The 24,175-nt window shown below is 66.1% G+C and carries 18 protein-coding genes and 2 pseudogenes; 8 read left to right on the top strand and 12 right to left on the bottom strand.

All coding sequences use genetic code 11. The features are described from left to right. From VJT49_RS24860 to aspS, 3 genes are all read right to left on the bottom strand, one after another. A partial coding sequence (locus tag VJT49_RS24860; protein ID WP_324167329.1) for a DUF6444 domain-containing protein occupies positions 1-534 on the bottom strand: 534 nt, incomplete at its 3' end. An 84-nt stretch (positions 535-618) separates the two neighbouring features. Beyond that, complete coding sequence (locus tag VJT49_RS35430; protein WP_414636087.1) at positions 619-735, bottom strand: helix-turn-helix domain-containing protein; 117 nt, start codon at positions 733-735, stop codon at positions 619-621. A 51-nt stretch (positions 736-786) separates the two neighbouring features. Further along, the gene (aspS, locus tag VJT49_RS24855; protein WP_324167328.1) at positions 787-2,568 is read right to left on the bottom strand and encodes an aspartate--tRNA ligase; all 1,782 of its coding nucleotides are present in this window, start codon (positions 2,566-2,568) and stop codon (positions 787-789) included. Positions 2,569-2,912: 344 nt separating this feature from the next. Between aspS and VJT49_RS24850 the strand changes: the two genes are divergently transcribed. The 5 genes from VJT49_RS24850 (at position 2,913) to VJT49_RS24830 (ending at position 6,623) form a co-directional block, all read left to right on the top strand. Beyond that, complete coding sequence (locus VJT49_RS24850; protein WP_324167327.1) at positions 2,913-3,194, top strand: Os1348 family NHLP clan protein; 282 nt, start codon at positions 2,913-2,915, stop codon at positions 3,192-3,194. Positions 3,195-3,275: 81 nt separating this feature from the next. Then, positions 3,276-4,007 (top strand): SAM-dependent methyltransferase, encoded by a 732-nt coding sequence (locus tag VJT49_RS24845; protein ID WP_324167326.1) that lies wholly within the window; start codon positions 3,276-3,278, stop codon positions 4,005-4,007. Next, a complete protein-coding gene (locus VJT49_RS24840) occupies positions 3,988-4,725 on the top strand; it encodes a phytanoyl-CoA dioxygenase family protein (RefSeq protein ID WP_324167325.1) in 738 nt (245 codons plus the stop codon). The genes VJT49_RS24845 and VJT49_RS24840 overlap by 20 nt, the downstream gene beginning before the upstream one ends. Next, positions 4,726-5,382, top strand: coding sequence for a TfuA-like protein (locus VJT49_RS24835; protein WP_324167324.1), 657 nt, complete (start codon positions 4,726-4,728; stop codon positions 5,380-5,382). Continuing rightward, positions 5,379-6,623, top strand: a complete 1,245-nt coding sequence (locus VJT49_RS24830; protein ID WP_324167323.1) for a YcaO-like family protein — start codon at positions 5,379-5,381, stop codon at positions 6,621-6,623. The genes VJT49_RS24835 and VJT49_RS24830 overlap by 4 nt, the downstream gene beginning before the upstream one ends. Before the next feature lie 52 nt (positions 6,624-6,675). Here VJT49_RS24830 and VJT49_RS24825 read toward each other — a convergent pair. After that, positions 6,676-7,937 (bottom strand): annotated as a pseudogene (locus VJT49_RS24825) (IS110 family transposase). A gap of 424 nt (positions 7,938-8,361) precedes the next feature. Between VJT49_RS24825 and VJT49_RS24815 the strand changes: the two are divergent. Then, positions 8,362-8,889: a hypothetical protein gene (locus VJT49_RS24815; RefSeq protein ID WP_324167320.1), complete on the top strand. Its 528-nt coding sequence runs from the start codon at positions 8,362-8,364 to the stop codon at positions 8,887-8,889. Positions 8,890-9,270: 381 nt separating this feature from the next. On the opposite strand, the gene VJT49_RS24810 is transcribed toward VJT49_RS24815, so the two are convergent. From VJT49_RS24810 to VJT49_RS24800, 3 genes and pseudogenes are all read right to left on the bottom strand, one after another. Continuing rightward, the gene (locus VJT49_RS24810; protein WP_324167319.1) at positions 9,271-9,711 is read right to left on the bottom strand and encodes an IS66 family transposase; all 441 of its coding nucleotides are present in this window, start codon (positions 9,709-9,711) and stop codon (positions 9,271-9,273) included. A 293-nt stretch (positions 9,712-10,004) separates the two neighbouring features. Further along, positions 10,005-11,398, bottom strand: a pseudogene (locus VJT49_RS24805) (IS1380 family transposase). Between the two features lie 755 nt (positions 11,399-12,153). After that, positions 12,154-15,174: an AfsR/SARP family transcriptional regulator gene (locus VJT49_RS24800; RefSeq protein ID WP_324167318.1), complete on the bottom strand. Its 3,021-nt coding sequence runs from the start codon at positions 15,172-15,174 to the stop codon at positions 12,154-12,156. A 387-nt stretch (positions 15,175-15,561) separates the two neighbouring features. Here VJT49_RS24800 and VJT49_RS24795 point away from each other — a divergent pair, with 387 nt between their 5' ends. Then, positions 15,562-16,701 (top strand): hypothetical protein, encoded by a 1,140-nt coding sequence (locus VJT49_RS24795; protein WP_324167317.1) that lies wholly within the window; start codon positions 15,562-15,564, stop codon positions 16,699-16,701. A 342-nt stretch (positions 16,702-17,043) separates the two neighbouring features. On the opposite strand, the gene VJT49_RS24790 is transcribed toward VJT49_RS24795, so the two are convergent. Beyond that, entirely contained in the window at positions 17,044-19,200 is a 2,157-nt protein-coding gene (locus VJT49_RS24790) for an ATP-binding protein (RefSeq protein WP_324167316.1), read from the bottom strand. Between the two features lie 554 nt (positions 19,201-19,754). On the opposite strand from VJT49_RS24790, the gene VJT49_RS24785 reads away from it, so the two are divergent. Next, positions 19,755-20,087 (top strand): hypothetical protein, encoded by a 333-nt coding sequence (locus VJT49_RS24785; RefSeq protein WP_324167315.1) that lies wholly within the window; start codon positions 19,755-19,757, stop codon positions 20,085-20,087. 434 nt (positions 20,088-20,521) lie between these two features. Here VJT49_RS24785 and VJT49_RS24780 read toward each other — a convergent pair whose 3' ends face one another. From VJT49_RS24780 to VJT49_RS24765, 4 genes are read right to left on the bottom strand one after another with little or no spacing between them, the layout of a single operon-like run. Continuing rightward, positions 20,522-21,565: a tetratricopeptide repeat protein gene (locus VJT49_RS24780; protein ID WP_324167314.1), complete on the bottom strand. Its 1,044-nt coding sequence runs from the start codon at positions 21,563-21,565 to the stop codon at positions 20,522-20,524. Between the two features lie 44 nt (positions 21,566-21,609). After that, positions 21,610-22,797: a DUF4331 family protein gene (locus VJT49_RS24775; RefSeq protein WP_324167313.1), complete on the bottom strand. Its 1,188-nt coding sequence runs from the start codon at positions 22,795-22,797 to the stop codon at positions 21,610-21,612. 16 nt (positions 22,798-22,813) lie between these two features. After that, complete coding sequence (locus tag VJT49_RS24770; RefSeq protein ID WP_324167312.1) at positions 22,814-23,203, bottom strand: hypothetical protein; 390 nt, start codon at positions 23,201-23,203, stop codon at positions 22,814-22,816. Then, a complete protein-coding gene (locus tag VJT49_RS24765) occupies positions 23,200-24,141 on the bottom strand; it encodes a hypothetical protein (protein WP_324167311.1) in 942 nt (313 codons plus the stop codon). The genes VJT49_RS24770 and VJT49_RS24765 overlap by 4 nt, the downstream gene beginning before the upstream one ends. Between the last annotated feature and the right edge of the window lie 34 nt (positions 24,142-24,175).

Below are 24,175 nucleotides of genomic sequence, written 5' to 3'. Positions count from 1 at the left end.
GACCAGCAAATACACCGCCAGCGACCTCAGGTTCACCCCGTAACTGGACGGCGCCGCCGACACCTCCTCCGGCAGCCGCCCGACGTGTTCGGCGCCGCAACCGCAGCGCACCCGGTACACGTCGTGCTGCCACACCTTGATGGTGATCTCGGGCAGATCATGCACCTGACAGGACCGCTCGATACCCACATCATGTGCGCCGGCCAGGTCCGCCCCACACCCGCAGCACCCTTCCGGACGGTGCGGCACCGTCTCATCCGGATCGCCGACCCACGCCAGTGCGTTGCCTGCGGCCCCTTTCTGCTTGCCGCGCTGACGTCCCGAGTTCTTCGCCCGCTTCGGCGCGGGTTTCGTCCGGCCCGGCAGATCATCACTGGAGGGCGGCATCGAGGAATTCCCGCTATTACGCGAAACCTGCCGTTCCAGCCACCGCACCCGTTCCTCCAACGCGGTGTTCGCCTCACGCAACTGCGCGATCAGCACGGCCTGCTCCCGCACAACACCGATCAGCTCCTCGCGCGAGAGCTCCTCCACCCCAGACACAGTCCGAGATCATCACCGAACACAACCCTGCTGTCACGCACCGACACGCGCAAGATCAACAATCCACCTGAATGCTTACGAACGACTCACCCCAAGAAACTCAGCCACCAATTCCGGAGACTGACCCTCCTCCATGAGCTGAACCGCCCGAATCCGCTCTTGCTCGGTCGCCCTACGCCCTTTCTTCGCCATACGCCAATTATGCCACCGATTCAAGAAAAAGTCCAGAAACTTACAGCCTTCTTAGTACCGTGCTTGGTTGCCCTTGCCCGGTGGCTTTCGCAGGCTCAGGTTGAGTTCCTTGAGCCTGGTCTCCTCGACCTCGCTGGGCGCGCCCATGAGCAGGTCCTGGGCATTCTGATTGAGAGGGAAGGCGATGGTTTCCCGAATGTTGGGTTCGTCGGCGAGCAGCATGACGATGCGATCGACGCCAGGGGCGATACCCGCGTGGGGCGGTGCTCCGTAATGGAAAGCACGCACCATCCCGCCGAACTCTTCGTCGACGCGTTCCTTGCTGTAGCCGGCTATCCGGAAGGCCTCGTACATGACTTCCGGGCTGTGGTTACGAACGGCGCCGGAGGACAGCTCGACGCCGTTGCAGACGATGTCGTACTGCCAGGCAAGGATCTCCAATGGGTCCTGAGTCTTGAGAGCTTCCAGGCCGCCTTGGGGCATGGAGAAGGGGTTGTGGCTGAACTCGATCTCGCCGTCGTCGTTCTTTTCGTACATTGGAAAGTCGACGATCCAGCAGAACCGGAATGCGCCTTCCTCGAAGAGGTCGGCGCGCTTGGCCGCTTCAACGCGGACCTCGCCCATGATCTTGGCGACATCGGACTCGTCACCTGCGCCGAAGAACACCGCGGTCCCGGGTTCGCCCTTGACCTCGGCGATGAGCTGCTGCGTCACGTTCTCGGTGAGGAACTTCGCGATGGGCCCGGTGAGCTGTCCGTTGTCGTCGATCCGCACCCACGCCAGGCCCTGAGCACCCTGCTCGACGGCAAACGCGCCCATTTGGTCGAAGAACGACCGTGGCTTACCGCCGCAGCCGGGAACGGGCAGTGCCCGCACGTGCTTGCCCGCAAAGGCGCGGAATTCGCTGTCGCGGAACAGGTGTGAGACGTCGACGAGTTCGAGCTTGGCGCGCAGGTCGGGTTTGTCGGTGCCGTAGCGCGCCAGCGCATCGCGGTAGGTGATGCGCGGGAACGGCGAGGTGGTCTCCCGGTCGGGCGCGAACTCGGTGAACAGCTCGACGAACACCTGCTCGATGACCTGGAAGACGTCTTCCTGCTCGGCGAAGCTCATCTCGACGTCGAGCTGGTAGAACTCGCCGGGCGAACGGTCGGCGCGGCTGTCCTCGTCACGGAAACAGGGCGCGATCTGGAAGTAGCGGTCGAATCCGGAGACCATCAACAGCTGCTTGAACTGCTGGGGAGCCTGTGGCAGCGCATAGAACTTGCCGGGGTGTAGCCGGGACGGGACGAGGAAGTCACGCGCGCCCTCAGGGCTCGTTGCCGACAGGATGGGGGTTTGCAGATCGAGGAAGCCTCGTTCGGTCATCTTCTGCCGGATGGTGGCGATGACAGCGGAACGCAACTGGATGTTGCGGTGCATCCGCTGGCGACGAAGATCGAGGAAGCGGTAGGTGAGGCGGGTCTCCTCGTTCACCTTCTCTTCGGGGAACACACTGAACGGCAGCGGGTCACAGCTGCCGAGCACCTCGATCTCGCTGACCTGAACCTCGATCTCACCCGTCGGGAGGTCCGGGTTGACGTTCTCGGCCTCGCGGCGCAGCGCGCGCCCGTCGGCACGGAGGACGGTCTCCTTGGGCAGGTTGCTCAGCGGCTCATACGCGGCCGAGTCCGACCGCACGACAAGCTGGACGATGCCGGAGTTGTCACGAAGGTCAACGAAGATGACGCCACCAAGATCTCGCCGGTTGTGCAGCCACCCCGACAGCCGCACGTTGCTGTCGACGTCCGTGGTACGCAGCTCGCCGCACGTATGAGACCGGTAACGATGCATCATCCATCCAGATTTCGGCTTTAACGGTCGCCATCGACGATGGCCATCCTCCTGACCAGGGCTCTAGCAGACTACCGTGGCCCCGGCAGACGGGCTCCTCCGCCGTCACACGATCACGGCGGCCGGTCGCCTGACGTCGACAAACCACAGGGCAAGCCGCTTCGACCCGGCCCCGCCCTGATGGCGTCTTCGCTAACACCTTTGTTGAAGGACCCATTCGTTCAGACCAAAGGTGGGCACTCTGCGTATAGCAGACGATCACCCGTCTGCACCTGTGCTCCCCTCCGCGTCCCCCCATAGGTTTGGTAGTCGCACACAGTGCCCCGAACGAGGTCAGGAGGTATCTCGTGAGTTCATCCGTACCGCAGCTCGACGCAGAAGCCAAGGAGCGCGTCGAAGCGGTCCTGTCCCGCGCAGCCGAGGATATCAAGTTCCGCGAGCTGCTGCTCGCCGATCCGGAGGCCGCGCTCAAGGACTCTGGCCTGACGGAGGACGAGAAGACCGCACTGAGCACGATGCGCCGTGTGGCGCTGGAGGAGTGGGGCGTCGACGTGCGGCGTTTCCGGGCCTTCCTGATGGACAACGGCAACAAGTTCTGGACCGGCGAAGACGTCGAGCCCGCAGTCTGACTTCCCCCACGACCGGGGAGCGTGGCCGCCCGCGCTGCCCGGTCGTTTGCGTCCGGACCATCGAACAAGGGACACCCGTCGGTGCGCAAAACCTCCATCTACCTGCTCGGCAGCGGCGTCAAGGGGACATTGCACTTCACCGTGGAGACCGTGCAGGCGTTGCGCGCCTGCCGACGCGTCCTTGTGCTCCATTCCGATCAAGGCGTGATCGACTCGGTTCGCGAGCATTGCGCTGACGTCGAAGATCTCGCCCCGCTCTACAACGGCCAGACACTCCGCGACGACGTGTACCACGAGATCTCGCGTCGCCTGGTGGAAGCAGCCCGCGAGTCGGCCCCCGTCGCCTTCCTCGTCCACGGCCACCCGTTGTTTCTGGTCAGCGCCACCGAATACACCCTCGACCTGGCCGAACAACACGACCTGCGGGTGTCGGTATTGCCCGCGGTGAGTTCGTTCGACACCCTGCTGTGCGACCTGCGCATCGACTACGGCTATGGCGTCCAGATCTTCGACACGACCACGCTGCTGAAGGCCGGCTGGACGCCGAATCCCCAGGTCCCGCTGCTGCTGTTCCAACTCGCCTCGACGCTCAACCGCGCCGTCATCAGCGGTGACCCCGACCAGGGGGCGCTGCGCCCATTGATCGACCTGCTGGCACCCCTGTACGGACCAGACCATCCGGTGCAGGTGGTGTGGTCGTCGGCCCACATCCTGGAAGCCAGCACCATCACTGAGCTGCCGATTCGCGAGCTCGCGACGGCTGACCTGGAGTTGTGGAGGAGGCCGACGCTGTATGTACCAGCCAAAGACTGACGACCTCTGCCTCCCCCGGGATGAGGGCCTCGACGGGATCCGAGACGAGCTGCACCTGGCCGGCCACAAGGTGCTCCAGCACTTCGCGCAACCGGCCTTGCTGGATGCCCTCCGCCAGGAGGCAGAGCGGCTGTCCAGCGAGTTGTACGGACAGCCCGAGGGCACGGTCATCTCGCGCGACAGCGATGGGCGAGTGCTGAGCATGCACTACCTCGATCGCCACAGCGACCTGCTGTTCGACCTGACCCGCCTGCCGGAGTTGCAGCACACGGCTGAGGTACTGCTGGAGTCTCGGTGTGTCCCGTTCCTGACCGAGTATTTCGCCAAACCAGCCGCGAACTCTGAGGCCACGCCGCCGCACCAGGATCAGATCTTCTACCGGGACCATTTCGGCGACGAGCTGGCCATCACGTTCTGGATCGCGCTCACGGACGTCACCGAGGACGACGCAGTCCTGCAATACGCGAAGCCGCAGCCGCCGGTGGGTGAACTGCTCATGCATCGAGTATCGGACGTGCAGAACTTCGGCGCGGAACTGGTCGACGATTCCGGTTTCGAGTTCCGGTCGGCGCCGGTGCCGGCCGGTGGCGCAGTGGTGCACCATTCCTATGCGGTGCATCGCTCGGGCCCGATGGCAGGCGCGAGTGCACGCGCCGCGTTTGCGCTGAACTTCCGCCGCTCCCCGTATCGGCAGCAGATGAACCCGCTGGTGCGCTGAATGCCGCCGCAGGGTCCTCGAGAGTTGCGTGTGGTCGTGTTCGTCGGCCCCTCGCTACCGCCTTCCGCCCGACCGGACGCGAACGGACTGATTTGGTATCCGCCAGCAAGCCGTGGCGATCTCGACAAACTGGATCTGGATCCGGACGTCAGGGTCGTGCTTGTGGACGGCTACCTCATCCGACAGCACCCTCCCTCGCCCACCGAGGTCTTCGAGCTGGTGGCCCGAGGACACGAGGTCTGGGGGTGTTCCAGCCTTGGCGCCTTGCGCGCGGCGGAGTTGCGCAACCATGGCATGAACGGCTTCGGGTGGGTGTACGACCGCGTCGTTGATCGCACGATCACCTACGACGACGAGTTGGTGGCCACGTTGGATCCACGCACCAACGAAGGCACGGGTCTGTTCCTCGCGAACGTCCGCTTCGGGCTTGACCAACTCGTCGCAGCGAACCAGGTGACTCAGCCGCAGGCCCGGTCCATCATCGACGGGCTGCGGGCCGTGCACTTCGAACTGCGGACGAGCGCCCTATGCCGGGACCTGGCGATGTCAGCCGGTTTGACCGAACCGGCGATCGATCACCTCCTACGCAGCGACGTCAAGCGGCAGGATGCGCTCGCGCTCGTCCGGCACCTCACAACCTCGGTGGTGGCGCAATGAGCCGCCCAACCGACGAGCAGTGGGAAGCCCGGGAACAGCAGCTTCTTCCTCGTCTTGATGAATTCGGCATCAGCCGTCTCGCTGACACGAGCGGCATGGACACCCCAGGCGTGCCGACCGCCAGCGCGACCAAACCGGGTACTTCTGACGTGATCTGGGTTTACAGCGGGAAAGGTCGGAGCCAGTCGCAGGCACGAGTGACCGCGATCATGGAATGCCTGGAACGGAGTGGGGCAGTCTGGCCGCCCGAGGCAGGTTGGGTCACCGAGACCCCGGCGGTCCTAAAGCGGACGCACGACGTGTGGGACCCCGGCCGGTTCACCTATCGCCGGCGGGAGAACGTGGCAGCCGACGACCCCCAGGTCTGGGTCGAGGCCACGAAACTCACCGGCGACCGCGGGCCCGTGATGGTGCCCGCCGACTTGTGTTTCAACGGGCGCAGACCCCCTGGTCTTCCGCCAAGCCCGTTCCTGCTGTCGACCTCCAACGGGCTTGCCGCCTCGTTTCGCCTGGAGGATGCGCTGGCGCACGGCTTGGCCGAAGTGATCGAGCGGGACGTTATCTCCTGCGCCGAGGTTCGCGCGTCCCATCTCGGGTTCCGCTTCCTGGCCGCTGTCGCAGAGCGTTTCGGACTCGCCACCTCGACACTCGGACGGTTCGCGGACAACATCGACTTGGCCGTCACCATCGAGCTCGACAGCCTCCCGGAGACCGCACGGGAGATTGTGCTCTGCTACAAGGCGGTTGGCTTGGACCTCGTTGTCAAGATGCTGCCCAACGACTTCGACCTGCCGGCATACGGCGTCGCCGCAGTTCAGGAGGCCGACTTCACCCGCCACCTTGGTTGCGCTGGCTACGCCGTCCGCACGAGTAGTGCAGCCGCGCTGGAGGCGGCGTTGCTGGAGCTCGCCCAGACTCGCGCGACCGATCTTCAAGGCGCGCGAGAGGATCGGCACGAGGTGGAGAAGCAACGGCTGGACCACGTTCCCGAACACCACTGGCTAGCGACCCCGGGCGCGCAGGCAGTGCCGTACGAGGACCGTACCGTCGAGCCTGGACTCGACAATCTGGTGAAGCGCTGCGCGGACGCCGGGCTATCCGACGTGGCCTATATCGAGTTCCGCGGATGGCCCGGCATCTCGGTCGTGCGGGTGGTGGTACCCGACGCCGAGACGTGGCACGTCACCGGCGGGTGGTCCAGCTTCGGCCCGAGGCTGCGAGCAGCGGCGGGTGGGGCCTGACACGAAGATGAACGTGACGCGCTGCTCAAGAGGTGGTGATCTGGTTGTGGCGTCAGGCCGGGATCGGGTCGAAACGGACGGTCATGCCGATGGCGTTGGCTTGTTTGATGATCTGGCGCATGGTGCGTTGGGGGTCGCGGCGGGTGACGTTGTCTGCGCCGAGGTCGCGGTGGGCGACGTTGTCGGTGAGGACGTGCCAGAGGGCGATGACGAGTTTGTGCATGACGGTGACGAGGGCGCGTTGCCGGCCGCGGCGGGCGGCGATGCGCCGGTAGTAGACGGCGTAGTAGGAGTCTTTCTGTTTGATCGCGGCCATGGCGGCGGTGCCCAGGATGCGTTTGAGGTTGGCGTTGCCGTGCCGGGTGTGGCCGGACTTGTTCACCCCGGCGGATTCGTTGACGCCGGGGCACACCCCGATCCAGGAGGCCAGGTGCCCGGCGGTGGCAAAGGGGGCCATGTCTCCGCCGGTTTCGGAGATGATGATCTCGGCGGCGGTGCGCCCGATGCCGGGGATGGTATCGAGGTTGGCCAGGTCGGAGTCCCGGTCGCGCAGCAACTCGGCGATCCGCGCGTCCAGTTCGGCCACCAGCGCGGCCAGATGGTCGATCTGGTTGAGGAAGTGGCGGCACATGAACGCGTGGTGGTCGGTGAAGGTGCCCTCCAGCGCCTGGGACAGGGCGGGGATCTTGGCGCGGGCGTGGCTGACGGCCAGCTCGGCCAGCTGGGCGGGGTCGCGTTCGCCGTCGATCAGCGCGGCCAGGATGCGCCGGGAACTCACCCCGGTGACGTCGGACAGGACGCTGGTCAGTTTGAGTGCGCTGTCCTCGAGTTCCTTTTCCAGCCGCTGGATCTCCCGGCCGCGGTCGGCACGGATCTCGGTGCGCCGCCGGGTCAGCTCCCGCAACTCGCGGATCGCGCGCTGGGGCACGAACGAGGCCATCACCATCCCCGAGGCGGCGGCGCGGGCCAGAAACGCCGCGTCCGACGGGTCGGTCTTGCGGCCCCGGATCCCGCGCAGGTGCGCGGGATTGACCAGCATCAGGTTCAAACCGGCGTCCTGCAGCGGGTAGTACACCGCCCGCCAGTAGTCCGACGTGGCCTCCAACGCGATGACCTCGACCCGGCGGTCGGTCAGCCAGTCCCGCAACTGCCGGATGGCCCGGTCGTGGTGTCGAACCGCTCGGTCTCCAGCAGCCACCGGCCCGCCCGCTGCGGATCCGGAATGCGCACACACGCCACCACGAACCATTTGCCGACATCCACACCCGCCGCACGCAGGTACAACACCTCGTCGCGCGCCTCAGCCTTTCCCATACCTACCGCCCTGCATCCGACCGACTAAGGGCGGGCCGCCCGGAGAGGCCACGGGAAAAGACGAAACTGACACACGTGCTCCCGCAGCGGACACCCACCAGCGTGGCACAAACCGTAGTCCCGGAGCAGACCCCCATCGCCATTCTGACATTCGAGCTCTCGCGGCATCACAGGCAAACCGGCTCACCGAGCGGCCCGACCCCATCTTCCCAGCCCCGAGGAGCCAGCGAAGCAGACGGGAGCCTCTGACATGTATTGGGCGTTCGACAACATCAAGTCGAAGGAGGCCGGTGCCTACCCGCCCGAGCCCCTTGACCTCGCCTACGGGCATCGCACCGCAGGTGCCGACAGGTTGCGCGGCACGGAACTCCAACGCGCGTATGTCGCCTCTGGCCGGGAGGTTCGCCCGGCCGACTGCGGACCCGTGCGGGTGCTGTCGCGATTCGGCCACATCGTGCGCGCACCCGGCCGGATCACCATGCAGCGCGAGGACCCCGGACTGAAGTGGCGGGACTTCCAGCCTGAGAGCAGTGCCTACGGCCGCGTCCGGGTCGGCGGCGACCCCTGGCACGGAACCGAGTCTGGCTTCGTAGCGAGCTGGATCGCCGGCTCCGAGTACGTCAAGATCAGCACGGGTCTCGTGGTCTTCTTTCCCAAAGGCCACCTGCTCTATCAAGGCCCGATCCCAAACCAGCAGCTTCTCGACGACCCGAGGATCGCGACGGATCAGCTCGACGTGATGGCCGGCATGGAGTACTTCGTCCCTACCCGAAGCCGCGACATCGGTCGCCAGACCTACGCGATGGCCGCCCTGAACGTCATCGCTCGCGCGCCGCACGGCGACTCCATCGTCGAGGTCAGCAAGGGACAGGCGATCGCCTGGTTCCATCTCGTCGCCCCGCCATCAAGCCAGACCATTGATCGACTGCCAAGCGATGGCGACCGATCATGACGGCCAGTCCAATGCCTTGCCCAGGCGAACATTTGCCACGTCTGCGCGCTGGACTCGCCGCGGCCGGATACGACGAAGCCGCCGTTCGGGACCGTCTTGCCCTCCCGGAAACCTCTGCATTGCCGCCAGCCGGGCATGCGCCCAGCCTGGCACGAATAGCGCTTGGCGAGCAGGACGCGCTGAACGCGTTAGTCCGCCTGCTGCTCCTGGGGCAGCCGATCCACCTCAGCGACATCCCGCTAGCACCTGAGCTCGTCGACCTGCTAGCCCGCACCCGCCTGATCGAGCGCCGCAGCGGACTCCTGCACCCGCTGGCAAGGCTGACGCCCTTCCACGATCTCCTGCTCGCCGCGGATCACCACAATGAAGACTCGCCCGAGGTCAAGCCGGACGCCGTCGAGAACCCACATCGCCCAACCGAGGTCCTCGCGCGGCCAGGTATTCGGTGCACGCGATGTGCACATACGCCAGGGCCCCGGCGGCCCGGCCGGTGGTCTCGTCGACGTGGAGCACCGGCGCGGTGCGCAGCAGCTCACGCATATGGGGCAGGAACACGGTGTCCAGCACAGCGGCGGCTCTGCGGCGGGCCCCGGCCATGAACCCGGTGGATACCCCGATCCCGGACATCGCCGCCAACAGCGAGGTGGCGCGCCCGATCGGCAGGTAATGCCCACAGGTCAGCAACGTCGCCAGCGCAGTGGTATACGGCCCGATCCGCACCGGCGAACCCGGACGCAACATCAGTGCCACACCCGGATCGGTGCCATCGCCCGATCCACCGGCAGCGGCGGGCTCAGCCTCCTCACCCGATTCCGAGGCCACGGCAGACTCACTCGAATATGCGCCGTCAGTGCCGGCGCCGGTGACGGGTGTGATCTCGCGGGGCACATCCGTGGCGGTCGGTTCGCTGACATGCCCACAGCCACCGCAACGGCGCCACACCACCTGGTATTCAGCCCGGATCCACCGTTTGAATTGGCTTGATCATTTCTGGTGGCTTGTTGATCTTCGGTTGGCCTCGGTGGTGTGTGGGCATGTGCCATCCGCCGGTCTGCGTGTCCGGCTTGTCCACTGTGGTCTCCGGTTGGGCCCCTTGGGGGCGTGGTGGGCAGGGATCAGGCTGCGGGTTGTCGAAGTGCGTGGGCGAGGGCGGTGTGCAGGGTCTGCCAGGCCGGTTGCCGGGGCCAGGGTTTGGGTAGGTGCAGGGTGAGTCGGCGAGCGGAGCGGGCCAGTCGGGTGGGCACGTTGATCAGGTGCGCGCGGATGGTCGCGGTGGTGGCGTGGGCGTGAAATGCGCCGGCCAGGCAGCCGGCGGCGCGGGTGAGGTTGTGCGCGATTGCCCAGAGCACCGTCCAGGCGGCGTTGGCGTTGAACGAGCCCGACGGCAAGTGGGTCAGGGCGCTGGCGGCGGCGTCGGCGATGACTTGTTCGATGATCGCGTGATCACGGTGCTGGCTTTCGGCCTGCAGCATCTCGACCTGGCTGGTGACGAATACCGCGTGGTGGCGCCACACGTCGAATAGCCCGTCCTGTGCGGCGTCGGCCTTGGGGTTGAGGTGTTTGACCCGCCGTACGATCAACCAGCCGTCAGCGTGCTGTCTGGCGGGACGGGACGTGAACGCCGTGTCGGGGATCTCGGCGACCTCGGCATCGGAGACCAGTTCCCCGGTTTCCTCATCGACGAAGGCATGCGGGTAGTGGATCGCCGTCCAGGCGGTGTCGGGGATCTGGGTGATGGCGGTGTTCACGCTCGGGTTGGAACCGGTGGTCAACGACACCGCCGCGCCATAACGGGCCGCGGTGGCCACGACGTCGGCGGTGTAGAACTTGGAGTCCGCGCACCACGATCCGCGCGGTCGAGGCGATCGCCCGCACAGTGGTCAGGGCTTCGGCCAGCAACCGGGCCGCCCCGCGCACGTCGAGCGGCCTTGCCCCGCCGGAGCCGGACCGCCACCATCACCGGACGGGCGATCAGGGGTCGAGGCGGTAGCGATCAGCGGATGCAGGGTCTTCTTGCCTTTCAACCGGCCCACCCTCGCGCCCTGCTTGGCATACCCGTAGACCTGCCGGTGCGTGGAGTCCAGGTCCACGAACACCACCTCCTCGGCACTCGGCAACAGCGGGACCCGCCCAGCCAAGGCGACCAACGACTGGCGCAGCACCGCGTTCAGCTGCTGCACATGCCCATGGGTGAACGCCCGAAGAACCGTGCCCAGAAGGGAGCACGAATCTCGTCGAACACTACGTTGTTACCGGCATGCCGCAGCCGGTCCACGTCCTCGATGGAGTCCGCCCCGGCAACCATCCCAGCCATCAGCGACATCACCTTTGCCGCCGGGTTCGCCCCCGCACCATTGGCCGCTCCGTTGATCACCACGTGCTCGCCGACCAATCCGGGCAGGCCGATCTGCTCGGCCAACGCCACCACGGGCACCAGCCCCGCATCAGCGATCAAGTTCGGATCGTCGAACACAACATCCACCGCGCCAGCGGCATGCGATGATTGCATCTCCCGGGTGCTCCTCCCAACCAGGCAATCGGTCCCCCAGCAAAATCGATCATCCCAGATCAGGCAGCACCCGCGCCCTCATTTCCAACCCTCAACCGAAACCGACTCGGTGGATCCGGGCTGAGCGTCGACCGCCAAGATGATTCTATCGCTGGACGTATTTCCACCATTCGGCGATCACGGGTGAGACAAGGGCTGCCATCACGACATAACGAGCAACAATGCCACGCACTGTTTTCCTCTCGGGGTTCGTGCATTCAGTTGTCTTGGCCACCGTCGGACAGTGGCATGTCTAATGTGGAGCAACGTACATCAGGGGTGCGCAGGGGTGCGATGGGGGGTACTCTTTTGGCCATCCGTCAGTTGCTGCTACTATGTGCGAACCCATGTCTCACTGGTCGGGAGGGTTGTTCACTCCATCGGGTTCGTTAAGCTGAAACAGCTTCATGTTTGAGTCGTCAGTGTAACTGTGCGTTATACCTGTCACTCATTCTGGGGGCGATGAGAGTCTCTTGTGCTTTGCCCCTGCGACGGGGTCACGTGGAAGGTCCACGCTCGGGTCTCAATTACGCAGATGTGTTCTTTTTGCAGACATTCGAGCGACTGGATAGGTTCGGTGCCGCTCGGTCTCCGCGTGCCGAGTATGGCCGCTTAAGCCGTTGCTCGGTGTGCCTGACAGATTGAGGAGCGCTTACCCGGTTGAGGAGCGCTTATCCGGGTCTGGATGCCGGGAAAAGTGTGCATCGCGGGCGGATTCATCCCCTGTGCTTCTCCCGGCCAGGATTCTTGGTATTCGGGTTGCTCCTGTCAGGATGGGTGCTGGCCCACCCGCTCTCCCTTGCCAAGGGTATGAAGGAGGGTCCGTTGCCTGTTTCGCGCAGGCGCTGGCCGACTCGTCGCGCATCGTCCGGGTGGCCGCGGCCAGTGAACAACGCGTGGGCCGAGGCCCAAGCTTGGTGTGCTCGGTGATGTTCGCCTTGATCGTGGTAGATCTCGCCGATTCGTTCCAGGGCGGTTGCGTGGCTGAGGGTGCTGCGGGCTTCGCGTGCCAGGGCGATGGCATTCTCGGCATGCTGGATCGCTTCGACGGGGCGGTTCTGCGCGTGGCGGAGGCGGGCAAGGACGGTGGAGACGTGGATACGTGCGCTTGTGTCGTGGCACCGGTTGAGGAGCTCGCTTGCTTGGCGGATGTGTCGGTCGGCTTCGGAATAGCTGTCTTGATCGCAAGCGAGATCTGCGAGAGCGGCGAAGGTTTCGACTTGGCCGACGATGTCCCCTACTTTTTCGTGTGAGGTTAGAGCGCGCTCGAATTGACGCTGGGCGCCTGAGCGGTCGAGTTTTTCTCGCAGCGCTTCGCCGAGCTGGTAGGCGACCGTTGCCTCTCGACCGGCGTCCGCGATGGTGCGGGCGAGGATGTCACACTCCTTCAAGAGTTTGATGGCCTCGTCGAGACGGTGGAGCTCGCGTTCACAGCGGGCGGTGTTGAGCAGCGCCGTCAACACGCCAGTCGCGCTGCGGTGACGGGTGGCCAGGTCGAGTGACCTGCGCAAGTACCGGCCCGCGGCGTCATGGTCTCCTTGAAGCATCTTTATCTGGCCGAGATCGTTCAGGGTTGAAGCTTCTGCCTCGACGTCGCCACACCGTGCTGCTGCCATGGCAGCGACCTCGAGGCCGGAGACAGCCGTCTCGTAGTGGCCGAAACGATCAAGAATGAAGAGTGTGGCGTGGGGGAGAAGCCAAGCATATTGGTCCATGCCATTCTTGGCGGCGTAGCCCACCACCGCGGTCAGGTTGGCGCGCTCGCGCAGGCACCAGTGCTCGGCTTCGGATTCCTCGTTGAAGGTGATCGGGGTGTAGCCGGGGGTGATCGGTGGAAGAGGTGGTCCGGGTCGATGGGGAAATACCGTGGAGTGGGCGTTGGCCGCCGTCTGTAGGTAGAATTCGACAAGCCGCTGCCCGGCTTCACGGCTCTCTTCGTCAGAACCTACTTTCTCGGCATATGCGTACAGGAGATCGTGGAGCTGGTAGTGGCCGAGGTCGCTTCGTTGCTCGAGAAGGTGTGCGCCGAGAAGCTTGTCCAAACTACGTCGTGTGCGCGCGGGGGTTTCGCCGAGGAGGGCGGCAGCGGCATGCACACTGATGTCGCTGGTGGGGTGCAGGCCCAGCAGGCCAAACAGTCGTTGTTCGGGGCCGGCAAGCGAAGTGTAGGAGCAGGAAAAGGCGGCTGCCAGGCTTTCGGTGAGGGCGTCGCTGTCTTCGCCAAGGTTGAGCAGTACGTCGCGGTCGCTGAGTTGCGTGACCAGGTCTCGAAGCCGGGCGCCTGCGCGGCTGGCTGCCCGTTCTGCCATCAAGGTGAGCGCCAGGGGTAAGCCATCACAGAGCCGGGCGATTTCGCGGGCTGTATCCGGTTCGTGGTGGGCGCGAGGTCCAATACGAGCGGTGACCATGTCGGTCGCGACACCGAGAGGGAGGCGATCGAGGGTGAGGGTCGGCCCGCTGTAGCGGGCGGTGAGCGAGCCAAGTCGCCGTCGGCTGGTGACGATGACGACGCAGGTGGCCAAAAGGCCCAACAAGGGTGTGACATGGGTGGAGTCGGCGGCGTTATCGAGAACGACGAGCATGGGACGCTCTGCCAGCAAGGACCGGAGCTTCTCGGCACGGCCGGCAGCGCTGATGATTCGCTCGGCGGGGTAGTCGAGGGCTGCCAGGAAGCTGTCCACTACGTCCGCAGGTTGCAGAGGTGGGCTTGGGGAGAAGCCACGCAGGTCGGCGAACAAGGTCCCGAACGGAAAATGAGGGCTCGAGCGATAGGCCCAGCGCACAGCGGTGGCGGTCTTGCCGATCCCGGGTGGCCCGGTGAGGACCACAACAGTCGGGTGTGGCCGCCCTTCACCCGTGCCTGTCACGACGTCCAACTCCGCCAAGACGTCTTGGCGGCCGGCAAGCGCTGTGACGTCTTGTGGCAGTTGGCGCGGTGGGCGTGGCGGCGCGCCCGCTCGGACCGCCCTTTCCTTGGTCGTCAGAGCCGGGTGGGCCGACGGTTTCGCGATGCTGTCGTGATAGTGACGAAGACCCTCGGCAGCTCCATGATCGCCCTCTCGGATCAGGTTCTTGCGAGTCGCCATGTAGTACTCGGCGGCGTCGTGGTCGCGGCCTTGTAGCCGCAGCAGCCGCAGTCGCCGCTGCGCAAGACCGAGATGGAGACGGTGCTCGCGTTGGAGTTCGTTGAGGCGACGGGTCGCGCGGTCGAAGCGCCCGAGTTCAAGATAGGCATCGACGAGCAGGACGTTTGCGGGCAGCCACTCATCGACGACGATCGAGCGTCGCCAGTTGCTCGCCCATTCGGTGTGCACGTCGGCGAGTGGCGTGTCCCGCCACAACGAAATAGCGTTTTCGATGAGAGCACTCACCTGATCGTGATCATTATTTTCGTCGGCCTGGTGCGCGCAGCTGATCAATTCGGTGAATTGGTAATAATCTATCGATCTTCTGTCGGCGTGGAGTTGGTATGCGCCCCGGTTGTTCTCCAGGGTCGCGCTCGAATCACTTGCCCGCAATGTGGCGCGGATCCGGTTGGCGTAGGTGTGCAAGGTCGGCGCGGAGTTCTGAGGATTCTTCTCGTCGGGCCAGGCTTGAGCCACCAGGGTTGGGATCGCGACCCGTCGTTCCACCTGCGCAAGCAGTACCGCCAGCACGGCATGGTCCTGGCTACGGCCCCATCGCTCGGTCAAATGCCCGTGCATCCGCACGACCGTCGGACCGAGAAATCCCAACATGATGTGCGGCCTCAAGACACATCCCCTCCCCAGGTACCACGTGTTCCATGGTCGCGCACTCGTTAAACAGTTTCGCAGACTCACGCGAATCTTTCCAGCGAGGTGCATACCTGACACGCATCTGTCATGTCTTCCGGCTCGGTGAAAGGGTTTTGACTCATTGCCTGACAGGGCAATGAATGCTTCAACCGTCACGCTTGCCGCAGGAGAAAGGCGATGAGTGGAGGCAGGCGTGACAACGACTTTACGGGCGTCGGTCGGGGGTATGGGGGTGCGGGGATGACGGACGCGACAGTGTCATCGTGGGTGAAGGCACCCGGAAGCCCAGCGGCCGAGCGATGGTTGACCAGGACGGGATGCCGCACCGTACTGGTCGTGGTACCGCATATGACTGCCGGCAGCCGGCTGGCGGACGTGCTGCCGTTGCTCGAGGCGGATCATCGCATCCAGGTCCTGTTCACCGTGCCGACCACCTCGGACGCGTGGCATGGCGTGGAGGACTACGTACGTGGGTGGGGCGGGCTGGTGCTGCCGTGGCACCAGGTACTCCGGATGCGCTTTGACCTGGCCCTGGCCTCCAGCTATACCGATATCGACAGGATAGCGGCGCCGGTGATCGTGCTGCCGCACGGCACGAGCGGGCAACGCTCCCGGGTGAGCCCCGCGATCCCGGGAGGGCCCTACAGGCCGGTGTTCGAACATCCGCGTGAGCTTCTTGTGCGCAACGGTGAGTTGGTGCCGGCGGCTGTGGTGCTCGCCCACGAAGACGATGCGAGCCAGCTGCGCGAGGAGTGTCCAGAGGCCGAGGCCTGTGCTCTCGTTGCGGGTGACATCTGCTTCGACCGGTTACGGGCCAGCGTCCCGTTTCGTGAACGTTATCGAGACGCACTGCAAGTCGGACCGGGCCAGCGTCTGGTCGTGGTCAGCTCGACGTGGTCATGCCACTCATTGTTCGGCAGCAATCCGGGCTTGCTGCCACAGTTGCTGGCGCAGCTTCCACGTGAAGAGTATCGCGTGGCTGTCGCGCTGCATCCGTTGATCTGGGCCGCCCACGGGCCGTGGCAGATTCGCGCCTGGCTGGCCAGGCAGGTTGATGCCGGCCTGCTGCTGCTCCCGCCGGAGGACGGGTGGCGGGCCGCGCTGGTGGCCGCGGACTGCGTCATCGGGGACCAAGGCTCGGTTACCCGGTACGCGGCGGCATTGGGTGTCCCGGTACTGCTCAATCCCGACTCCATCCACGATGTCCGGTCGGGAAGCCTCGCTGCGCTGTTGTGGCAGCTCGCGCCAACGGTGGAGACTTCGCGGCCTCTTCTGGGGCAGTTGGTTGCCGCCCGCGCGGCGCATTCCCCGGAGCGGTACGCGGCCCTGGCCGAGCGGATTACTTCCGTGCCGGGTAGGTCGGGCATTGTGCTGAGGTGGGCGATGTACCGGATCCTCGGTATTCCGGAGCCGTCGCGCCGGGTTCCGGTCTCGCCGGTGCCCCTTCCTGTCGTTCTCACCCGGGGGGAGCAAAATCATGTTTCCTAGACACCACGGCCGGCCAGCGCCGGGCGTGGAGTTTTCGATCTGGTGCGACGAGACGGAGCTCGGCGACCACGTCGTGCTCGCTCAGTTGCCGCATGCTGGGCGCGCCTGGCTGATCCGTGCCGACATCGTTGTCGGCATGCCCCAGTCCTCGTCGGCGCAGGCGTGGGCGCACGTCGACGAGATCCTCGCCGCGTTGCCCGGGTGCACCGTGGCCGCGGCAGGTTGCGGGCCAGGCCGGTGCGTCGTCCGGGTGCGCGATGGCCGCGGCCTGAAAGCCCGCGAACCCACGACGCAAGCGACGAACAGCGGTACTGAGACCGCGCTGAGGTACGCTCGGCGATGCTATTCCTGGGTGTGTTCGGGATGTGCTTGGTCGGAACCTCCCCGCGGAGGGATCGAAGTGAGGCGAGCCGAGACTCGCCGTATCTTCGGATCGGCCGACCGTTCGTAGATTCCCAACGCCTGTTCGAGGTAACCCCGTGCGGAAGTGAAGTCACCCGTGCTCAGGCACGCGTCGCCAAGCGCTTCCAGAACTTCGGCATAGTAGGCGGTCGCACCGGATTTGCCAAGAATGTCCGCGGCTTTCTCCAAGGTTTCGTACGCCTCATGGGGACGGCCTGACCGGAGATTCAGGCTGCCGAGCCGCGTCAGTGCCCGGGCATGCAGCACCGAGTCGTCGATCTGCTTGGCGACGTCCGCAGCACGCTGTAGATGGGATGTGGCCTCCTGCGGAAGGCCGAGCTCGGCGAACGTCTCGCCTAACCGTCGTAGGTGCAGAGTCACACCGCGAGGCTGCTTCAACTTTTCGGTGATGTGCAGTGCCTTGGTGAAATGAGCGACGGCTACGTGAAGATCTCCCGTGCTGCGGGCGACGAGTCCCAGATGCTCCCACGCCGTCGCCTGAACGCTTCGGTCGTCGCAGGACCTGCCGAGGTCCAGCGAGGCTGTGAAACAGTCTCGTGCAGCGTCGTAGCGTTCGGTATTGAGGTATGCGTAACCAAGTTGGACGCGCAACCGGGCTTCGGCGCGAGGGTTCTCGCACCGCCGTGCGGCGTCGATGCCCCATTCGTGGGTGATTATCCATTGGCGGTAGTGCTTGCGATACAGGAAAAGACTCCAAAGTGCTTCACACAGCTGCCAGGTTTCTTCCCACCAGTGGTGTGCGACCGCGGTTCGCCCCGCCTCGACCACATTCCCAAGCTCCTGCTCGAGCCAATCCAGCGCGGTCGGCGCGTTTGTGAACCGTGATGGCTCACTACGGGGACGCCGGAACCGGGGACCGATCCGTGGCCTCAGCGGGATGGCGACCAGATCGGCGGATACGGCGTTGTCGAGATACCAGTCGACGATGCGGTGCACCGAGTCGGTGCGCGCTGCCTTGCTGTCGTTGTCTTCGGCCTGCTGGCGTGCGTGCACACGAGCCAGATCATGGAACCGGTAGCGGTCGGGTCCGATATCTGTCAACAGGCTCACGTTCACGAGGTCGTCCAGTGCTTCCTCCGCGGCGAGCGGCGGCAAATCGACCGCGGCGGCCGTGACCGCGGAGCCGAACTCCTGGCCCGGATGCAGGCTCAGCAACCGGTAGGCGCGCGCCGCGCTCGTCGCCAGTTCACGGTAGGAAAGATCGAAGCTCGCCTTGACGACGGCCTTGTCGGCGACCGCGAGGGCGGAGAGGCGGCGGCGCTCGTCAGACAGCACGTCGACAAGACGCGAGATCGGCCACTGTGGCCGCGTCGACAGCCGTGCCGCGGCCACACCCAGCGCGATCGGCAAGCCTCCGCAAAGCCGGACCAATTCACGCGCTGGTTCGGATTCGGTCGTGACCCGGTCGCTGCCGATAGTCCGCTGCAGGAGCTTGAGTGCCGCGTCGTGATTCAAAGGATGCAGCACCAGGACGCGCGCACCGTCAAGAGCAAGCCCACCCAGGCGCCACCGGCTCGTGATGATCACTACACTCGCCGAAGACGCCGGTAGCAACGGTCGTACCTGAGCCGCGGAATCGGCGTCGTCAGCCAGAACGGCCACCGACTTGCCCGCGGTCACAGATCTATATAACGCGGCCAGTTCGGCGAGATCCACCGGAATTTGGTCGGCAGGCACGCCGAGTGCGCGCAGGAACCGGCCGAGTACATCGGCAGGGGATGCGGGCGCAGACATCCCAAAGCCCCCCAGATCGGCGTAAAGCTGCCCGTCAGGGAAACGAGCGACATTGTCGGCTATCCATCGAGAGGCCAGTGCGGTCTTCCCGATCCCACCCGAGCCGGCTACGACAACCAGGCCCGGCCCTTGGCGTTCCTCAACGCGCAGCAGGCGGTCAAGCTCGGCCAACTCGTTTTCGCGGTCGGTGAACGATGCCGGAACCGGTAGTATCTGCCGCGGTACCGAGTTCCGCGGTCGCGCCTTGTGCAGGTGAATCCCGCCGTGCACAACGCCAGCCTGTACGGCCCAGCCGTGCACGTCGCCGGCAATCGTGTTCTCGCGTCTGTCGCCCGTATCCATCCTGTCTTAACGCCCTCCCTCTGGGAGTCTCCGACTCAGGCGCGCTTTGGGGTACCGCCTCTTGCGTTCTCTTGCGTTGGTACCCGTGTGATGTCCCTGACCTGATCGACTCGGAGACCGCTCGCTCCACTCATCGACCAGCTACTGAGTGAACTCAAGTGCGTTCTTCCAGCCATATTCCTCGGTGCATCTGTGCGGCTTTGGTGCACTGGGGCGCGCCTTTGCGCTCGATACGGAGGGCAGGACTACCCAAGGACTACCCTGAGAACGCCGAAGGTCGACGGCTGCCTGACGAAGGCCGTGGCCGTGTTGAACGCTATTCGGGTGATGGTGGAATCGGAGTGGGCAGCGACCTTGCCCAGGCTCGTGAGAGCCGTAGCGAGGTCGTGCCTGCCGGGGTAGGTCGCGGCGGCTTCGCCGCGGGCCAGTAGTCGGCCGGGTATGGGGCGCCGGGTGATGCAGTTCCTGCCACCAACCTCTGCCGGGAGGATGGGTCCAGACGATTCACGGAGGTAGAAGCCATTCAAGGAAGGCGATTTTGCTACCGTGGACGTGTGCCGGAACCCATATTGATCTCCATTGCCACCGCGATCGCCACCAAGGCCGCAACCGGGTTGTATGACCTGGTCAAGGAGAAGTTCAGCAAGGATCCCGAGGCGGGCAAGGCGCTGGAAACCGCCGAGGCGATGCCGCGGGAAGCGGGACCGATCCGGGTGCTCGCGGAACGACTCGAGGCCGCCGAACAGGCCGATCCGGAGTTCGCCGAAACGCTGCGCTCGGGATGGACGCAGCACGCGGAAAAAGGCGGGGTGACCAACCAGATCTCCGGAGACGTGTCCGGTAAGGTGGTCCAGGCCGGGGACATTCACGGGAACATCAGCTTCTGAGTTGCCGCCAAGCGGCGGCCGCGGTTGTGCCAGGGCGTGTCCGCCGGAAGGTTGATCGAGGGATGTGATCGGCTTGTGTTGTGGCGCGTGGTGACCTGACCGATGCGGAATGGGCCATTGTGGAGCCGTTGCGCCCGGCGCCGAAGCAGGGACGGGTGGCCGGTGGGGCGATCGTCGTCGTGGTGTGTCCCGGAGTCCTTCAGAGCCGGATCCGGCTTGATTCTGGCGCCGAGGGTTGGCATCACCGCCTCCAGCGGCGCTGCCGCCCGGACGCCCGTAGACCTCCTCCTGGCGGTAGCCGGTCGGGTAGAGCGCGGCTTCGCGCAGAGCCTTGGTGGGCGCGGTCGCGACCACCCAGACGGGCGTGTTCCGCTCGACGATGAGCACCTTGCGCCCGAAGGCAGCCGCGACCTCCCCGGCCGGGCCGGCGCCGATCACCACAAGGTCGTAGCGGTCGTCCATGGCCGCACATCCAGTCCTACGTGCCGAGGTCGGCACGCCGTGCGTCGGTCGGAATGACGCGGCGGGCAGTGCGGTGGATTGCCCGGCTCGCGTGATTTCCGCAACTGGAGCCCTTTGAGCCGATCGCCACCCACGGTCAGCCAGAAGTCGGCGGCGTGATCGACGAAGGCCTCCGGATGGCGTGCCGCGAGCTCGTCGTAGCGGGCCGCCGCGCTGATACGCCATTGCTCGGCCTCGTGAGGGTGGCCGACGTCGCTGAGGACGCCGGCGAGGGTGGCCGCGTACTCGGGGTCGTCGCTGGACAGCGCCAGGGGGCGCAGGAGATCGATGGCGGCGTCGCGGGCACCCAGGGCCGCGTCGACCTCGGCGCGGTGACCCAGCGCCGGGGCGTAGGCCGGCACGCGGTCCACGGCGGCGTCGAACCAGGCACGGGCGGCGGGAAGGTCACGCTGGGCAAGCCACATCACTCCGCGCCGGAAGTCGAGTTCGGCGACGGGGAACGGCGAGACACCCCGGTAGCGGCGCCGCGCCTCGGTGAACAGGTGTTCCGCCTGGGCGACTTTCCCGCGCTCGGCCTGGAGCACGGCCAGCGCACCCAGCGTCGTGAAGTCGGGCCGGCGCTCTGCCGCGTCTCGGCGCAGCACGAGGGCATCGGTGTAGCACGCGACCGCCTGGAGGATCGCCGCACGCTCTGCCTCCAGCGTGGCCCGGTCCGAATCGCGTCGTCCCGCCGTGTCGAGGTCGGCCAGCGCCTTGGTAAAACTGTGGAAGGTCGCTCGCGTCCTGGCCCGGGCCAGCCAGGCCGCACCGTCGTCCGGCGCGGCGCGCACCAGGTGTTCGGCCCGTTCCGCGGCGCGTTCGTAGTCCGCGATCCGGCCCAGCACCTGCCCGCGCAGGATCAGCAGGTCGATCAGGTGGGCCTGTTCGGCCACCACCGGACGTGCCGCTGCTGCCTGCCCCGATCGCGCCCCGTGGAGCACACCCAGACCCTCGATCTGGGCCTGCAGGTTCGCCACGGCGATGACCCCGCTGGTGGTGGACGGTCGGCCGTCGTTGTCAGTCAGCTCGCTGATGATGGTGCTGCCTCCTCCGGTGGCGCCGGCAGCGCGGCGAAGACGGTCATCCGGTCCGGCGGATGTGGGTTGGGGGGAACCAGGTAGGGAAAGGTGCGGGACGTCGGCTCGGTGGGCCGGTCGACGCCGTCGCTGATCCGCGGTCCGTCGAGGCCACCGACCAGCAGCGTGTACAGCGTGTCGATGATGTCGTCCTCGGGCGACCGGCCGCCGCAGGTGGTGTGCGGGCGGCCCGTGAGCACGGCGCGCTCGATCTCAAGGTCGCTGTCGCCGGAGAACGGCTTGGACGTGTCGACGACGAGGAAGTCCGCCAGCAGCAACTCGGTCAAGGGGTGGACGCCCTGATCGTCGGGCGGCCAGTCGGTCTTGCCGTCCAGCCGGTCGAAGAAGGCCAGATTCGCGTTCAACCGGGCGCGGTAGGCCCCGATGTAGTCCTCGCTCAGGTTGAAGGCGTCCTCGGCGTCGTAGAGGTCGCGGATCTCGAGATCGCGGTTGACGGGATCGTGCTTCGAGCTCCGCATGATGACGTTTTTGATCTCCGGGCGGCCCATACGTTCCAGCCGGAACGGGTGACCGTGGGAGGTCACGGTCTCGCCCACAACGGCCACCAGCGGGCCAGTGTCGCTGCCGAGCACCGTGGCGAGGTCGAGTTCGGCGACGATGGCCAGCACATTCATGCCTTCCAGGGAGTTGGCGGACCGAGGCCGGAACGCCAACTGCTCCTGCGTCTCGGTGGCCAGCACGGCTTTCAGGTCGATGAAGAACGGATCGAGCCGCGCACCGGCGAAGATCCGCACACCGGGCATCCCGGTCGGCTGTTCCTCGCCGACCCGGAACGGGATCTCCGCTCCACCGGGCATGGTGCACGTGCCGGTCTGCACCACGGTGTCGCGGACGTCGTCCGGGTGCGGCACGGCGAAGCGGAAGTCGAACGTGTACTCGTCGGCGCCAGCCACGAACGCCGGTCGGCCGCCGGCCGCCGTGGCCGTCACCGGCCGGAGGCGGAAGCGGTAGCTGACCGCGTCGGAGAACAGCGCCGTGGGAGCGGCGGCGGGGAACACGTCCAGCACGAGCGCCAGCTGACCGGGCCGCTCCGGGCTGGGGAAGGCGTACACGTCGGTGATGTCGGACGCGGGGTCGGAGAGGGCCCGCGGACCGGAGAAGTGGTCGGCCATGACAAACCTCCTGCTCTCAGGTGTCGAGATCGGCAAGCCAGCGCAGGGCCCGCAGCCCGGGCATGAAGCAGTACTCGCCGCCCCGGTTGACGACGAAGTCCGGCAGCCCCTTGAGCCGGCGGCGGATCGGACGCTTCGGGACGGTGAACTCACCGCCGTCGTGCACGCCGATCAGCGGATCCCGCTCGGCGGGCGCACCGATGAACTTCCCGTCGTTGACCCACTGTTTCTGGACGAACTCGAACTGCCGGGCCAGATGCGCCCCCACGAAGGCGAACATGAGGCCACGGTCGGCGCCGTCGTCCTCCAGCGCGCCGGGGAAAAGCGACGGGCCGTAGTTGGTGCCGCGCCGGATCATGCGGTGCAGGCGAACCTGGCCGGTGACGACCGAGTCGCGCGCGTTCATCCGCCGGGCGTGCGCGCCGACCGGGCACTTGAGGCCCCGCGGGTCGTCGCCGTACGTGAACGCGTTGTTGCGCTCGGGGTCGGCACCCAGCTCGGGGTCGTCCTTGTCCGGGGACAGGGCGAGTGGCGCCCCGCTGGGCCAGCGCCCGACGAACTTGGCCGCGAGCCAGGTCGCCTCGGCGTCGTCCGCGGCGTTCTGACGCAGGTACTGGCGGAAGGCCGCCACGCGCTGGTGCAGCTTGCGGAAGGCCACCTACGTGCCGTTGCGGCCCAGCACCTCCGGCTGCGGTACCGGGGCAGGTCGCCGTTCTCGTCCTCGTAGCCCAGGACGAACTCGCCCGCCTTCAGCGGCGCCTCGTGCGGATTGCTGCCGAGGATGCCGGTGCCCTCCACGGCCGGCTCGCTGATGCTGTCCCTGAAGCCGAACTGCTCACGCCCGTCCGGTGGCACGTGCACGTCCAGTTGCCAGATCGGGGTGACGCCGGGCAGGTCGCGGATCGCGTCCTGCGCCAGCGTGACCCCGGTCTCCATGAGAGAGGTGTCCTGCGCCAGCACGGCCGCCACGAGGTGAACGTCCTTCGAGCCCAGCGGCGCTTCCCAGTTCTCCGGCGCGTTCTCCCCGATGTCGCCGATCTCGGCCGCGCGAGCGGCCATGCCCTGCTGGAACTCGGGCGGGAACGTGGCCAGCGACTCCGCCGGCACGCCGATCGCCTCGAGCCCGGCGAAGCTGAGGGCCACCCCGAGCGATACCGGCCGGCCCGGGTCGAATGAGGAGACCGGATCCAGCAGTGGGATCAGTCGCCGCAGCAGCTCCCGCGCCGCGTGCCGGTCGTCGATGCGCAATGCCCAGTACGCGCCCGCGTACGGATTCGGCCGAGGCATCAGAGCGGCAGCCTGGATGTCACCGAGCTCCAGCGAGGTTTCGGTCTCCGTGGTCATGGTGCTCCTTCGGTAGTCGTTGACGGCGCCGTCG

Source organism: Amycolatopsis sp., assembly GCF_035276945.1.
In the GTDB taxonomy this organism is placed as follows: domain Bacteria; phylum Actinomycetota; class Actinomycetes; order Mycobacteriales; family Pseudonocardiaceae; genus Amycolatopsis_E.
Note: the sequence above shows the minus strand (reverse complement) of the source record. Positions and strands in the feature narration are given on the sequence as shown.

Excerpts from the sequence above, each read along its gene's own strand:
- VJT49_RS24775 (WP_324167313.1), bottom strand. The coding sequence starts at position 22,797 with ATGGCCGACCACTTCTCCGGTCCGCGGGCCCTCTCCGACCCCGCGTCC.
- VJT49_RS24795 (WP_324167317.1), top strand. The coding sequence starts at position 15,562 with ATGACTGCCGGCAGCCGGCTGGCGGACGTGCTGCCGTTGCTCGAGGCG.
- VJT49_RS35430 (WP_414636087.1), bottom strand. The coding sequence starts at position 735 with ATGGCGAAGAAAGGGCGTAGGGCGACCGAGCAAGAGCGGATTCGGGCG.
- VJT49_RS24790 (WP_324167316.1), bottom strand. The coding sequence starts at position 19,200 with ATGGATACGGGCGACAGACGCGAGAACACGATTGCCGGCGACGTGCAC.
- VJT49_RS24840 (WP_324167325.1), top strand. The coding sequence starts at position 3,988 with ATGTACCAGCCAAAGACTGACGACCTCTGCCTCCCCCGGGATGAGGGC.
- aspS (WP_324167328.1), bottom strand. The coding sequence starts at position 2,568 with ATGATGCATCGTTACCGGTCTCATACGTGCGGCGAGCTGCGTACCACG.
- VJT49_RS24765 (WP_324167311.1), bottom strand. The coding sequence starts at position 24,141 with ATGACCACGGAGACCGAAACCTCGCTGGAGCTCGGTGACATCCAGGCT.
- VJT49_RS24835 (WP_324167324.1), top strand. The coding sequence starts at position 4,726 with ATGCCGCCGCAGGGTCCTCGAGAGTTGCGTGTGGTCGTGTTCGTCGGC.
- VJT49_RS24830 (WP_324167323.1), top strand. The coding sequence starts at position 5,379 with ATGAGCCGCCCAACCGACGAGCAGTGGGAAGCCCGGGAACAGCAGCTT.
- VJT49_RS24800 (WP_324167318.1), bottom strand. The coding sequence starts at position 15,174 with ATGTTGGGATTTCTCGGTCCGACGGTCGTGCGGATGCACGGGCATTTG.
- VJT49_RS24770 (WP_324167312.1), bottom strand. The coding sequence starts at position 23,203 with ATGAACGCGCGCGACTCGGTCGTCACCGGCCAGGTTCGCCTGCACCGC.